Genomic DNA, 13,017 nt, shown 5'->3' with positions numbered 1-13,017 from the left:
GCCCTCCTGTCGGCTGCGGTCGGTCCCCGCTGCGCCCAGGATCACTCAGGCCCGTACGTCCCGCCACGCCGCCGGGATCGCCTCCGCGACGTCCTGCGCGACGACGGGCGAACCGTCGGAGGCGTGGCGGGCGGCGAGTCCGTGCAGATGGGCGCCGGCCGATGCGGCGTCGCGCGGGGCGAGGCCCGCGGCCAGCAGGGAGCCGGTGAGTCCGGAGAGGACGTCGCCGCTGCCGGCCGTGGCCAGCCAGGAGGTGCCGGTCGGATTGACCCGTACGGGAGTGTCCGGGTCGTCGGTGGCGACCAGGGTCGTCGACCCCTTGAGCAGGACCGTGGCGCGGTAGCGGGCGGCCAGCTCCCGTACGGCGGCGAGCCGCCCCGCCTCGACCTCCTCGCGCGGGGCGCCGAGCAGCGCGGCGGCCTCACCGGCGTGCGGGGTGAGGACGGTCGGCGCGGTGCGCGCCCGTACTGCATCGGTGTCCAGCAGCCGTAGCCCGTCCGCGTCCACGAGCACCGCGACATCCGCCGCCAGCACGTCCCGGACCGCCTCGGCGGCCTCCGTCCCGTCACCGAGTCCGGGCCCGACGACCCACGCCTGCACCCGTCCCGCCTTCGACGGCGGTCCCGCGTGGACCAGCGTCTCCGGATGACGGGCGATCACCGCGTCCGCGCCCGGACCGACGTACCGCACGGCCCCCGCGCCGCCCCGCAGCGCCCCGGAGACGGCCAGCACCGCCGCCCCCGGGTACCGCGCGGAACCGGCGACGATGCCGACGACACCGCGCCGGTACTTGTCGCTCTCGGCACCGGGAACGGGCAGCAGCGCGGCGACGTCCGCGTACTGGAGCACCTCCAGGTCGGGTACGCCGGGCAGTTCGGGCCCGAGCCCGATGTCGACGAGGCGCAGCGCGCCCGCCCGTTCGGCGGCCGGGTCGATGAGCAGGCCCGGCTTGTACGTGCCGAAGGTGACCGTCGCGTCGGCGCGCACCGCGTCGCCGAGCACCTCGCCGGTGTCGGCCTCGACCCCGCTGGGCAGGTCGACGGCGACGAGGGGCGCGCCGGTCGCCGCGAAGGCCCGCACCAGTTCGGCGGCGCCCGGGCGGAGCCCGCCGCGGCCGCCGATGCCGGTGATCCCGTCCACGACGAGGTCGATGTGGCCGCCCCAGGCGTCCGCGCCTTCCGCGACCCGCCCGCCGGCCGCGAGCAGGGCCGCGAGGCCGCCCTCGTGAGCGCGGTCCGGCGAGGTCAGCACGGCGCGCACGCCGGCGCCGCGACGGGCGAGCCGGGCGCCCGCGTACAGCGCGTCGCCCCCGTTGTCGCCGCTGCCGACGAGGAGGACGACCCGGGACCCGTACACCCGGCCGCGCCGCCGCAGCACATCGGCGCAGGCCGCCGCGAGTCCCGCGGCGGCGCGCTGCATCAGCGCCCCCTCGGGCAGCCGGGCCATCAGGGCCTGTTCGGCGGCCCGTACGGTCTGAACGCTGTAGGCGGTACGCATGTGCTCAACCCTCCGCGATCACCACGGCCGACGCCACTCCCGCGTCATGGCTGAGCGATACGTGCCAGTGCCGTACGCCCAGCTCGGCGGCGCGGGCGGCGACGGTGCCGCGGACCCGCAGCCGGGGCTGCCCGCTGTCCTCGACCCACACCTCGGCGTCCGTCCAGAGCAGTCCGGCGGGCGCGCCGAGCGCCTTCGCGAGGGCCTCCTTCGCGGCGAACCTGGCGGCGAGCGAGGCGATACCGCGCCGATCGCCGCTGGGCAGCAGCAACTCCCGTTCCACGAAGAGCCGTTCGGCCATCTGCGGCGTGCGTTCCAGCGCCGCGTCGAACCGTTCGATCTCGGCCACGTCGATCCCGACCCCGATGATCACGCGTATTCCCTCATCCCTCGCTACTCCACGGTCACGGACTTCGCCAGATTGCGCGGCTGGTCCACGTCGTTGCCGCGGGCCGTGGCCAGTTCGCAGGCGAAGACCTGCAGCGGCACGGTCGACACCAGCGGCTGAAGCAGCGTAGGCGTAATGGGAATCCGGATCAGGTGGTCGGCGTACGGGACGACCGCCTCGTCGCCCTCCTCGGCGATGACGATGGTGCGGGCACCGCGGGCCCTGATCTCCTGGATGTTCGACACGACCTTGTCGTGCAGCAACGACCGGCCGCGCGGTGACGGGACCACCACGACGACCGGGAGGCCGTCCTCGATGAGCGCGATCGGGCCGTGCTTGAGCTCACCGGCGGCAAAGCCCTCGGCGTGCATGTACGCGAGCTCCTTGAGCTTCAACGCGCCTTCCAGGGCCACGGGGTAGCCGACATGGCGGCCCAGGAAGAGCACGGTGTCGTGACCGGCGAGGGAGCGGGCGAGTTCGCGTACCGGCTCCATGGTCTCCAGGACCTGTTCGACCGCGCCGGAGATCTCGGAGAGCTGGCGGATGACGGTGCGGATCTCGTCGCCCCACTTCGTGCCCCGGATCTGTCCGAGGTACAGGGCGACGAGGTAGCAGGCGACCAGCTGGGTGAGGAAGGCCTTGGTGGAGGCGACGGCGACCTCGGGCCCGGCGTGCGTGTAGAGCACGGCGTCGGACTCGCGGGGGATGGTGGAGCCGTTCGTGTTGCAGATGGCGAGGACCTTCGCGCCCTGCTCACGGGCGTGCCGCAGGGCCATCAGGGTGTCCATCGTCTCGCCGGACTGCGAGATCGCGACGACGAGGGTGCGGTGGTCGAGGATCGGGTCGCGGTAGCGGAACTCGCTGGCCAGCTCGGTCTCGCAGGGGATGCGGGTCCAGTGCTCGATGGCGTACTTGGCGATCATCCCGGAGTGGAACGCGGTGCCGCAGGCCACGATGACGACCTTGTCGACCTCGCGCAGCTCGTGCGGCGGGATGCGTACCTCGTCGAGGTGGAGCGAGCCCGCGCCGTCGATCCGGCCGAGGAGGGTGTCGGCGACGGCCTTCGGCTGTTCGGCGATCTCCTTGAGCATGAAGTAGTCGTGGCCGCCCTTCTCGGCGGCGGAGACGTCCCAGTCCACGTGGTACTTGCGGACTTCGGCGGGCCGCCCGTCGAAGTCGGTGACGGTGACGCCCTCCCGGCGCAGCTCGACCACCTGGTCCTGCCCCAGCTCGATCGCGGAGCGGGTGTGCGCGATGAACGCGGCGACGTCGGAGGCCAGGAACGACTCGCCCTCCCCCACCCCCACCACGAGCGGCGAGTTGCGCCGGGCCCCGACCACCGTGCCGGGCGCGTCGGCGTGCACGGCGACGAGGGTGAAGGCGCCCTCCAGCCGACGGCAGACCTGCCGCATCGCCTCCGCCGGGTCGGCGCAGGAGGAGAACGCCTCGGCGAGCAGATGGGCGACGACCTCGGTGTCGGTCTCGGAGGACAGATCGTGGCCGCGCTCGGCGAGTTCGGCGCGCAGGGCGGCGAAGTTCTCGATGATCCCGTTGTGCACGACGGCGACGCGGCCCGCGTTGTCGAGGTGCGGGTGGGCGTTGGTGTCGGTGGGGGCGCCGTGGGTGGCCCAGCGGGTGTGCCCGATCCCGGTGGTCCCGGCCGGGAGCGGCGCCTCGACCAGTGCCTTCTCCAGATTGACGAGCTTTCCGGCCTTCTTGGCGGCGGCCAGACCGCCGTCCGCGAGCACGGCGATGCCCGCCGAGTCGTAGCCCCGGTACTCAAGGCGCTTGAGACCCGCGACGACGACGTCCTGCGCCGACTGCCCACCGACGTAACCAACGATTCCGCACATACCGTTCCTTTCGTGGTCACTCACCCCTCTTCTTCGCATCGTCGCAGAAGGTGAATGGGGCGGCAGGGAGGACGTGGTCTCCATGGCCGCCGAGCAGGGCCTTGCCATTGTCGCGGTCGACCCCGCCTACACCTCTGTGTGGGGTGCCCAGCACTTCGGACCGCCCGGGCCCCACCAGACACCCGAGGACGCGACGGAAACCGCCCACCCGCAACGGACCACACCCCAAGAGGCGTGCCGCCGAACGGGACGCGAAAGCGGGGACCCAGTGCATCCGACACCGTTCGGGATGTGCCCAGCACACATCAGCGGGTCCAGGACCCACTCACGCACACCGGCCAGGAACGGTGAGCGCCCCGCATACCCTGTGAACCTTTCCGGCCCCTGCGGGGAACAAGGGGTGACACGCCCACCCGACGAGCCCCAGGAGCCGATGTGACCGGACCGCCGGCCAGCCCCGACGACGATGCCGAGGTCATCGCGCAGTCGTTGGAGGAACCCGAGATCTTCGCCGGGCTCTACGACCGTCACGCACCGGACATCCACCGCTATGCCGCCCGCCGCCTCGGGGAGGGCGCGGCGGACGACATCACGGCGGAGACCTTCCTCGTCGCCTTCCGCTCCCGGCGCCGCTACGACAGCTCCCGGCGCAGCGCCCGTCCCTGGCTGTACGGCATCGCGGCGAACCTCATCGGCAAGCACCGGCGCAGCGAGGAGCGGGGGCTGCGGGCCCTGGCCCGTACCGGTCAGGACCCGGTGGCCGCGTCCTGGAGCGACCGTTCCGACGACCGGATCGCCACCCAGGCACCGCTGGCGACGGCGCTCGCCGCACTCTCGCCCGGCGACCGCCATGTGCTGCTGCTCGTCGCCTGGGCCGACCTCGGGTACCAGGAGGTCGCCGAGGCGCTGGGCATCCCGCTCGGCACCGTACGTTCGCGGCTCAACCGCGCCCGCCGCAAGGTCCGCGAGGCCCTCCGCATGGACCCCTCGTTCACGCCCGACGCCATGGAGCTGACCCCGTCATGGACGAAATGACCCAGCTGCGCGAACTCCGCGCGGACGTGCCCGTTCCCGACCGTGGAAGGCTCGCCCCGGGCCGGCAGCGGCTCGCCGAGGCCGCGGCCTCGGGGCGTCGCGTCCGCCGGCTGCGGGCCGACTGGCGGTTCGCCGCGGCCGGTGCGGCAGCGGCGATCACCGTGGCGGCCGTGCTCGGTACCCAGCTCGGGGACGCCGCCGCGCCCTCCCGCTCCGGACCCGCGTCCACCTCCGGCACCCTGCGGCTGGACAACCCGGCCGAGGTGCTGAACCGGGCCGCCGACGCGCTGGAGAAGCAGCCGGCCGGGCCGGAGCCGCGCGACGACCAGTGGATCTACACCAGGACGGCGCAGGTGGCCTCGCAGGGCAACCAGAACGGCGCGGCCGTCGGGCCCGCCACGCACGACCCCGACAGCTGGGTTCCGTACGACAACTCCGCCGCGGCCAAGAACGGCAAGGACTCCGACTACCGCACGGCCCGCCAGGTCTACCGGGCCGCCGACAAGCTGCCCGACGACCCGGCGCGGCTGCTGGCGAAGGTCCGCTCGTTCTACCCGACCGGCATCACGGCCGAGAGCCCGCCCGAGGCCGAGGCCCAGCACAGCTTCCGCGCGATCGGGCTGATGGCCGAGGCGTACCCGGTCGCACCGGACGCCCTCGCCCGGATCTACCGGGCCATGGCCACCATCCCCGGCGTGCACGTCACCGACCACCTGGTGAAGGACGCGGCCGGGCGCGAGGCCATCGCCATCACCCGGAAGGAGGACGGCAGCCATGAGCAGCGGGAGATCCTGCTCGACCCGCACGACTTCAGCTACGCAGGTCTGCGTTTCGTGGTCGCCGAGGACTACGCGTACACGCTCTCCGACGGCAAGGTGGAGCGCCAGACCTTCCACTTCAAGGCGGGACAGATCCTCACGAGCGAGGCGCGGATCAAGGCCGCCGTCGTCGACGCCAAGGGCGAAAAGCCCTGACCACTCGGGGTCGTGAACCGGGGCCGGTGTCCGCCACAGGGGTGTGGACACCGGCCCCCGCCGACAGCGGCAGGTGACGCCGGGTGCATCATGGCGTCGCCGCCGACCGGCACCGATTCTCGGCCGGCCGGCCGAGAATCTGGGGGTGAGGGCGCATGTCCCGCGCCGAAGGACCAGTCACGTCGTCGCAACGTCTGCCATGGGGTCTCCGGCCCTCCCAGCCGTTCCCCGGCCCCCCTCCGCCCGAGCGCGGGATGTCGAGCAGGACCGCCGTCGTGGTGGGGCTGTGCATCGGGGCGGTCCTCGTGGTGCTCGTCCCCGTGGGGCTGTTCGTCCTGCTGCTCCTCCTGCGCGTCGTGAGCGTCCCCCCGGAGCCGGACGGCCCGCCGCTCGTGCTGACGCGGAGCCAGCTGCGGGGCACCTGGCAGGACGAACACGGCGGCCGGCTCGTCCTCGCCGAGGACGGCACCTTCAGTGCCACGAACATCTGCGGCGACTACACGGACTCCCGCACCGGCGACAGCTCCGGTTTCGGCTTCCCCTCCACCATGACCGGGACCGGCACCTGGGAGTCCGCCGAGTACGCGACCCTGGACGGCGCGACGGAGCTGTCCACGGAATTCGCCCCCGGCAATGTCAGCGGCAGCCTCGTGGCCAGGGGGAAGACCGATTCCGCCGTCCTGTGGACGTTCATCGGCGACCCCGACAGCGGAAAGCTCTGTGTGCTGAAGAAGGTGGGCACGAAGGTGGGCACACAGCCGTGAACGGCGGCGGTACCCCTATCGCCCTCCCCTACGTGACCGAGCCCACCCTCCACTCCGTCAAAACTCCCGCAACAATGAACCCGTGATCACTTCGCCGCCACGGAGCACCCACCGACGCGCCGAGCACGCGGCGACGCCGTACGTCGATCTGTCCCGCGCCGAGTGGAGCGCCCTGCGCGACAAGACGCCGCTGCCGCTGACCGCCGACGAGGTGGAGCGGCTGCGCGGGCTCGGGGACGTCATCGACCTCGACGAGGTGCGGGACGTCTACCTGCCGCTCTCCCGGCTCCTCAACCTCTACGTCCAGGCCACCTCGGGCCTGCGCGGCGCCCTGAACACCTTCCTCGGGGACGCGGGCAACGGCCACGGCGAGCAGCGCGGCACCCCGTTCGTCATAGGCGTCGCGGGCAGTGTCGCGGTCGGCAAGTCCACCACCGCGCGCATCCTCCAGGCGCTGCTGGCCCGCTGGCCCGAGCATCCGCGCGTCGAGCTGGTGACCACGGACGGGTTCCTGCTGCCGATGAAGGAGCTCCGGACCCGCGGGCTGATGTCGCGCAAGGGGTTCCCCGAGTCGTACGACCGGCGCGCCCTGACCCGTTTCGTCGCCGACATCAAGGCCGGCAAGGACGAGGTGACGGCGCCCGTCTACTCGCACCTGATCTACGACATCGTGCCGGACCAGCGGCTCACCGTACGCCGCCCCGACATCCTGATCGTCGAGGGGCTGAACGTGCTGCAGCCCGCGATGCCCGGCAAGGACGGCCGGACCAGGGTCGGTCTGGCCGACTACTTCGACTTCAGCGTGTACGTGGACGCGCGCACCGAGGACATCGAGAGCTGGTATCTCGACCGGTTCCGGAAGCTGCGCGCGACGGCGTTCCAGAACCCGTTCTCGTACTTCCGCAAGTACACCCAGGTCTCCGAGGAGGAGGCCATGGAGTACGCGGCGACGATGTGGCGGACCATCAACAAGCCCAATCTGGTGGAGAACGTCGCGCCCACCCGGGGCCGTGCCACCCTGGTGCTGCGCAAGGGCCCGGACCACAAGGTCCAGCGGCTGTCCCTGCGCAAACTCTGAACCCCCGAGCCTCCTGGGAGTGGCCACGTGCTGCATCTGCGCCTGATCGTCCCCGCCGACCGTACGGACGAGGTGGTGCACCTGATGGAGAGCACCCTCGGTACGACACATCTCGTCGTGCTGGCCGGGGCCGCCCGCAACCCGGCGGGTGACATGGTGCTGTGCGATGTGGCCCGTGAGGCGGGTGACGGACTGATCTCCGCGCTGCGCCGCCTCGGCATCGACAAGTCCGGCTCGATCACCGTCGAGAACATGGACCTGACGCTCTCCGCGCACGCCGACAAGGCCGAGAAGGACGCGCCGGGTGAGGGCGCGGACGCGGTGCTGTGGGAGGAACTGACGGAGGCGACCCACGAGGAGTCGACGTTCAGCGCCACGTACGTGGCGTTCCTCACCGTCGCGACGATGCTCGCCGCCTGCGGTGTGATGCTCGACAACGCGATCCTGATCGTGGGCGCGATGGCGGTCGGCCCGGAGTTCGGGCCGCTGGCCGGGATCTCCACGGCCCTGGTGCAGCGTGCTCCGCGACTGGCGCTGCGGTCGCTTTACGCGCTGCTCGGCGGCTTCGCCGCCGCGATGGTGCTGACGGCCGGGTTCGCCTGGCTGATGGACGGCTTCGGCCTGTTCACCCGCTCGATGATCGAGGCCGACCGTCCCAACACGGCGTTCATCTGGAAGCCCGACGCGATGTCGTTCGTGGTGGCCTTCCTGGCCGGGATCGCCGGAACGCTCTCGCTCACCTCGGCGAAGTCCGGGGCGCTGATCGGGGTCGCCATCTCGGTGACGACCGTGCCGGCCGCAGCCAACGCCGCGGTGGCGTTCAGCTACAGCGACTACCACCAGATGTCGGGCTCCACGACCCAGCTGCTGGCGAACCTCGGCGGGATCGTGGTCGCGGGGACGCTGACCCTGCTGGTCCAGAAGGCCCTGTGGGCGGCGCACCTCCGCCGGACGGGCCTGGTCGCGAACCCGTCCCGCGATTAGGGTCTGTCCGACCCTGATCCGCCGGACAGGCCCTAGTCCGCGCGCGCGGTGACCAGGCCCGATTCGTAGGCCGCGATGACCGCCTGGGCGCGGTCGCGGACGGCGAGCTTGCCGAAGATGCTGGTGATGTAGTTCTTGACCGTGGAGAGGCTGATGTCCAGGGCGCGGGAGATCTCGGTGTTGTCGAGGCCGGTGGCCATCAGGCGCCACACCTCGACCTCGCGGGGGGTGAGTTCACCCGGGCCGGTCGGGCCGGTGGGGGCCGGCCGCGCATCGCGCGATGCCCGTACGTGGGTGGAGATCAGCCGGGTGAGCAGGCGCGGCGCGACGACGGCCTCTCCGGCGTGGACGGTGCGGATCGCCGCGCCGAGATCCTCCGGGGAGCTGTCCTTGGGCAGGAACCCGTAGGCCCCGGCGCGCAGGGCGCCCACGACGTACTCGTCGAGGTCGAAGGTGCTGAGGGCCAGGACCCGGCAGCCGGGCACGGTGACGGCGAGCTCCCTGGTCGCGCCGACCCCGTCGAGGACGGGCATCCGGATGTCCATCACCACGACGTCGGGGCACAGTCGGCGGGCGAGGGTGACGGCCTGCGCGCCGTCCCCGGCCTCGCCCACCACCTCGAAGGACGGGTCGGGGGAGAGGATCAGCGACAGACCGCGCCGGACCAGCGGCTGGTCGTCCACGATCAGCACCCTGATCCTCGGCGGCGTCGTCGGTCCGGTCCCGTTCATCGGTGTGCCCCCTTGTGCTGGACGGCCGCCTCGACCGCCTCGTCCGTGCTCAGCGGCAGTTCGGCCACCACGGCGAACCCCCCACCGGCCTGCGGGCCGGCGGTCAGGGTGCCGCCGTGCAGGGCGACGCGCTCGCGCATGCCGATCAGACCGTAACCGCCCGAGCCCACCGCCGACGCCCGCTCCCGCGGCGGTGCGCCCCCGCCGTCGTCCCGCACCTCGACGGTGATCCGCTCCTGGTGGTACGTCAGTTGTACGGACGCACGGGCGTCCCCCGCGTACTTGCGGGTGTTGGTGAGGGCCTCCTGGGCGATCCGGAACACCGTGAGGCCGACGGTCGGCGGCAGCGGACGCCGCGGCCCGTGGACGGCGAACTCGGTCGGCAGTCCGGCGAGGCGGGACTCGGCCACCAGCCGGTCGAGGTCTTCGACGCCGGGCTGGGGCAGCGACGGCGCGGACTCCGGTTCGTCGCCGGCCCGCAGCACGTCGAGGAGCTGGCGCATCTCGCGCAGCGCGAGCCGCCCGGAGGACTCCAGGGTGACCAGGGCGTCCCGGACCACCTCCGGTCGGGCGAGGTTGGCCCGGGCTCCACCGGCCATCAGCTGCATGGTGGTGATGTGGTGGGCCACGATGTCGTGCAACTCCCGTGCGATGCGGCGGCGTTCGTCGGCCACCGCACGTTCGGCAAGGAGTCTGCGGTTGGCCGCCACCTCCCGCTGCCAGCGGTTGACCGCCAGGGCGGTGCCGACGACGATCAAGGTGGAGAGGGGCGGGGTGATGGCCTCCTTCCAGGGCGGGATCCGGCCGTTGCTCTGGCTCAGCAGTGTCAGCGACATCGTCGCGACAGTCGCGACCGCCGTGACTCGACCGGGGCAGGACCTGGCGACCGTGTACAGGGCGACCACCAGGACGGCACCGAAGTGGCTGGGCAGCGGGACGGTCAGGGTGGCCGTCGCGTCGAGTGCCAGTACGGCGGCGAGCGCCGCCACCGGGTGGCTTCGCCGGGCGAGCAGCGGCACGGCCGCCAGGGCGAGGAGGAGGAACCCGGCCACGCTCACGTCGTGCCGGCCGTCGGGGTCGTCGAAGAACACGTAGCTGAGCAGGTTCATCGCGCAGGCCCCGCCGGTCACGAGTGCGTCGTTACGGGTCCACGGCGGCTCGGCGCTGTCGATGTGCGGCGACTCCCGGGCACCGTCGGGCCCGATGTACCGGCTTTTGCGCATGTCTGTTCCCCCTGTGTCCGGCCCCCGGGGACAGGGTTGCACAGCACCGCCCGCGGCAGTCGCAGGCCCTTGACCAGGACGGGGACCAGGGTCCTGGTCGCGGGCCGGGGAAGGACCCAGGTCCCCGGTCCGGATCATCCGCTGCCACGACGCCCGCCGCTTCTCGTGCTGATGGTCTGGAGACCGGTGCCGGGAACCCCCGGCAGACGTCCGCATTCAAGTCCGTCCGCCGGAGGACCTCGTGATCCGCGCCCTGACCGGATATTCCACCAGACACCCGTGGAAGGTCATCGCCCTCTGGGCGGTGCTGGGTATCGTGCTGAGCGCCCTGACCCCGACCCTGATCGGCCGCGTCACCCAGCACCGGACCGGGGACTTCCTACCGCGCAGCTACGACTCGGCCGCCGCGCTTCGGATCGCCCAGGAACAGTTCGGGGTGAACCCCGACGCCACCACGGTGACGATGCTGGTCGCCCGGTCCGACGGCAAGGCCCTCGACGCCGCCGACCGGAAGCGGGTCGAGGCCGAGGCGGCGAAGCTGGCCCAGCGCCGGGTGATCATGCCCAGGGAAGACGACATGCCGCGGTTCCTGGTCCCGGACCGCTCCCAGACGCCCGAGATCGCCCCGGCGATGACGGCGCCCGACCGGAGCTTCGAACTGCTCTCCGTCCAGCTGATGGGGAATCCCACGGACAAGGGGGTCCAGGGCGTCTACCGGACCTTCCGGGACGCGGCCCGGACTCAGTTCTCCGAGGCGGGGATGCGCACCGGTTTCACCGGGAGTCTCGCCGACACCGTCGACACCACCGATGCCCACGAGACCGCCGCGACGGTCGGGAGCGCCCTCGTCATGGGGCTCATCGTCCTGCTCAACGTGCTGGTGTTCCGCAGTGCGCTGGCGGCCCTGTTGCCGCTGCTCGCGGTCGCCGTCATCGGCGGCGTGGCGGCGGGATCCGTGGCGGGTGCCGCGATGCTCACCGGGCGCAAGCTCGACGCGGGCACCCCGGGGCTGATCAACGTGGTCCTGCTCGGCATCGGCATCGACTACCTGCTGTTCCTGCTGTTCCGCTTCCGCGAGCAACTGCGCAACCGGCCCGAGCAGCCCGCCCGCGAGGCGGCCGAGGAGGTCTCCGGCCGGGTGGGCGCCGCGATCACCTCGGCGGCGCTGACCATCGTGGCCGCGTTCGCCACGCTGGGCCTGGCGACCTTCGGGCAGTTCCGCTCGCTGGGCCCCGCGATCGCCGTCGCGGTCCTGGTGATGCTGCTCGGCAGCCTCACCCTGCTGCCCGCGCTGCTCTCGGCCGCCGGGCGCAAGATGTTCTGGCCCTCCAAAACCCTTCGCCGGAAGCCGGGCGAAGGCCGTGCCGCCCGCTTGGGCGCGCTGGTCACGCGGCGACCGCTGACGATGTTGACGGCCTCCGTCGCCCTGCTTGCCGCGCTGTCCGCCGGGTTGACCGGCATCCGCATGGACTACGGCCTGGGCGACTCCGGCGACCGTACCCCCGCCGCGGTCACCGCGGCCGAGATCTCCCGCACACTGCCGGCCGGAGTGTCGGACCCGACGAGCGTCTTCGTCACCGCCGAGGACGGCGGCACCCTCACCACCGACCGGCTGGCCGGCCTCTCCCGGGCGCTCACCCGGGTCGACGGTGTGGGGAAGGTCGCACCGACCGTCCTGAACAAGGACCGCCGTGCCGCCCGGATCGACCTCTACCCGACCGCCGACCCGCAGAGCCAACAGGCCCGCGACCTGGCCTCCGGACCGATCCGGGCCACGGTCGGCCGGCACACACCCGCCGGGACGACGGCATATGTGGGCGGGACGGCGGCGATCTTCGCCGATGTCGCGACCGCCGTCGACCACGACCTGAGGATCGTGTTCCCGGTCGCGGCCGCGCTGATCGCGCTGATCCTTCTGCTGCTCCTGCGCAGCCTGCTCGCACCGGTGGTCCTGATGCTCTCCGTCGGGCTCGGCTTCGCCGCCACCCTCGGCGCCGCCACGCTGCTCTTCCAGCACACCCTCGGCGAGCCGGGCGTCGACTTCACCCTGCCACTGGTGCTGTTCCTGTTCGTCGTGGCACTGGGCACCGATTACAACATCCTGATCACCGACCGGATCCGGGAGGAGATGCAACGACCGGGCCCGGCCCGCGCCGCCGTGGCCCGCGCGGTACGGCACACGACACCGGCCATCGCGACGGCCGGGCTGGTGCTGGCCGGCTCCTTCGCCACGCTCGCCACGACCCCGGGAAACGAACAGATCGCCTTCGCGATGACGCTCGGCATCATGCTCTCCGCGCTCGTACTCTCGCTGGTGCTGGTCCCCGCCCTTGCCGCACTCCTCGGCCGGAGCCTCTGGTGGCCGGTCCGCCCGCGGCCCGCCGCGGGCGGCCACCCGCAGGACCGCGCCACCGCACCTGCCCCGGAACCCGACCAGGCCCTGGCCCGGTGACAGCGGCACGCACCCGCACCGCCGTCCACCGGACGGCG

General features: G+C 72.4%; 11 protein-coding genes. 6 read left to right on the top strand and 5 right to left on the bottom strand.

Features of this window, described 5'->3' with window-relative positions; genetic code table 11:
* Positions 1-45: 45 nt before the first annotated feature.
* The 3 genes from OG978_RS24510 to glmS are packed head-to-tail and all read right to left on the bottom strand — an operon-like array spanning position 46 to position 3,738.
* Entirely contained in the window at positions 46-1,497 is a 1,452-nt protein-coding gene (locus OG978_RS24510) for an NAD(P)H-hydrate dehydratase (protein WP_326767246.1), read from the bottom strand.
* Positions 1,498-1,501: 4 nt separating this feature from the next.
* A complete protein-coding gene (locus tag OG978_RS24505) occupies positions 1,502-1,870 on the bottom strand; it encodes a holo-ACP synthase (RefSeq protein WP_326767245.1) in 369 nt (122 codons plus the stop codon).
* A gap of 20 nt (positions 1,871-1,890) precedes the next feature.
* Positions 1,891-3,738 carry a glutamine--fructose-6-phosphate transaminase (isomerizing) gene (gene glmS / locus OG978_RS24500; RefSeq protein ID WP_326767244.1) on the bottom strand — a complete coding sequence of 616 codons (1,848 nt, stop codon included), beginning with the start codon at positions 3,736-3,738 and terminating at the stop codon, positions 1,891-1,893.
* Positions 3,739-4,173: 435 nt separating this feature from the next.
* Here glmS and OG978_RS24495 point away from each other — a divergent pair, with 435 nt between their 5' ends.
* The 5 genes from OG978_RS24495 to OG978_RS24475 all read left to right on the top strand — a co-directional run bounded on the left by OG978_RS24495 (position 4,174) and on the right by OG978_RS24475 (position 8,573).
* Entirely contained in the window at positions 4,174-4,773 is a 600-nt protein-coding gene (locus tag OG978_RS24495; RefSeq protein WP_326767243.1) for an RNA polymerase sigma factor, read from the top strand.
* Positions 4,761-5,747 carry a CU044_5270 family protein gene (locus OG978_RS24490; protein WP_326767242.1) on the top strand — a complete coding sequence of 329 codons (987 nt, stop codon included), beginning with the start codon at positions 4,761-4,763 and terminating at the stop codon, positions 5,745-5,747. The genes OG978_RS24495 and OG978_RS24490 overlap by 13 nt, the downstream gene beginning before the upstream one ends.
* Before the next feature lie 254 nt (positions 5,748-6,001).
* Positions 6,002-6,511: a hypothetical protein gene (locus OG978_RS24485; RefSeq protein WP_326767241.1), complete on the top strand. Its 510-nt coding sequence runs from the start codon at positions 6,002-6,004 to the stop codon at positions 6,509-6,511.
* 82 nt (positions 6,512-6,593) lie between these two features.
* Complete coding sequence (coaA, locus tag OG978_RS24480; protein ID WP_326767240.1) at positions 6,594-7,589, top strand: type I pantothenate kinase; 996 nt, start codon at positions 6,594-6,596, stop codon at positions 7,587-7,589.
* A 27-nt stretch (positions 7,590-7,616) separates the two neighbouring features.
* Positions 7,617-8,573, top strand: coding sequence for a DUF389 domain-containing protein (locus OG978_RS24475; RefSeq protein ID WP_326767239.1), 957 nt, complete (start codon positions 7,617-7,619; stop codon positions 8,571-8,573).
* A 32-nt stretch (positions 8,574-8,605) separates the two neighbouring features.
* Here OG978_RS24475 and OG978_RS24470 read toward each other — a convergent pair whose 3' ends face one another.
* Together OG978_RS24470 and OG978_RS24465 are read right to left on the bottom strand one after the other, a co-directional pair.
* Complete coding sequence (locus OG978_RS24470) at positions 8,606-9,304, bottom strand: response regulator transcription factor (protein ID WP_326767238.1); 699 nt, start codon at positions 9,302-9,304, stop codon at positions 8,606-8,608.
* On the bottom strand, positions 9,301-10,527 hold the full coding sequence (locus OG978_RS24465; protein ID WP_326767237.1) for a sensor histidine kinase: 1,227 nt from the start codon (positions 10,525-10,527) through the stop codon (positions 9,301-9,303). The genes OG978_RS24470 and OG978_RS24465 overlap by 4 nt, the downstream gene beginning before the upstream one ends.
* Positions 10,528-10,768: 241 nt before the next feature.
* Between OG978_RS24465 and OG978_RS24460 the strand changes: the two genes are divergently transcribed.
* Positions 10,769-12,979: an MMPL family transporter gene (locus OG978_RS24460; protein WP_326767236.1), complete on the top strand. Its 2,211-nt coding sequence runs from the start codon at positions 10,769-10,771 to the stop codon at positions 12,977-12,979.
* Positions 12,980-13,017 lie beyond the last annotated feature (38 nt).

It is taken from the genome of Streptomyces sp. NBC_01591, assembly GCF_035918155.1.
Classification (GTDB): domain Bacteria; phylum Actinomycetota; class Actinomycetes; order Streptomycetales; family Streptomycetaceae; genus Streptomyces.
The sequence above is the reverse complement of the archived record's forward strand: the minus strand, read 5'-3'. Positions and strand labels throughout refer to the sequence as shown.

Excerpts from the sequence above, each read along its gene's own strand:
- OG978_RS24490 (WP_326767242.1), top strand. The coding sequence starts at position 4,761 with ATGGACGAAATGACCCAGCTGCGCGAACTCCGCGCGGACGTGCCCGTT.
- OG978_RS24510 (WP_326767246.1), bottom strand. The coding sequence starts at position 1,497 with ATGCGTACCGCCTACAGCGTTCAGACCGTACGGGCCGCCGAACAGGCC.
- OG978_RS24470 (WP_326767238.1), bottom strand. The coding sequence starts at position 9,304 with ATGAACGGGACCGGACCGACGACGCCGCCGAGGATCAGGGTGCTGATC.
- OG978_RS24485 (WP_326767241.1), top strand. The coding sequence starts at position 6,002 with ATGTCGAGCAGGACCGCCGTCGTGGTGGGGCTGTGCATCGGGGCGGTC.
- OG978_RS24465 (WP_326767237.1), bottom strand. The coding sequence starts at position 10,527 with ATGCGCAAAAGCCGGTACATCGGGCCCGACGGTGCCCGGGAGTCGCCG.
- glmS (WP_326767244.1), bottom strand. The coding sequence starts at position 3,738 with ATGTGCGGAATCGTTGGTTACGTCGGTGGGCAGTCGGCGCAGGACGTC.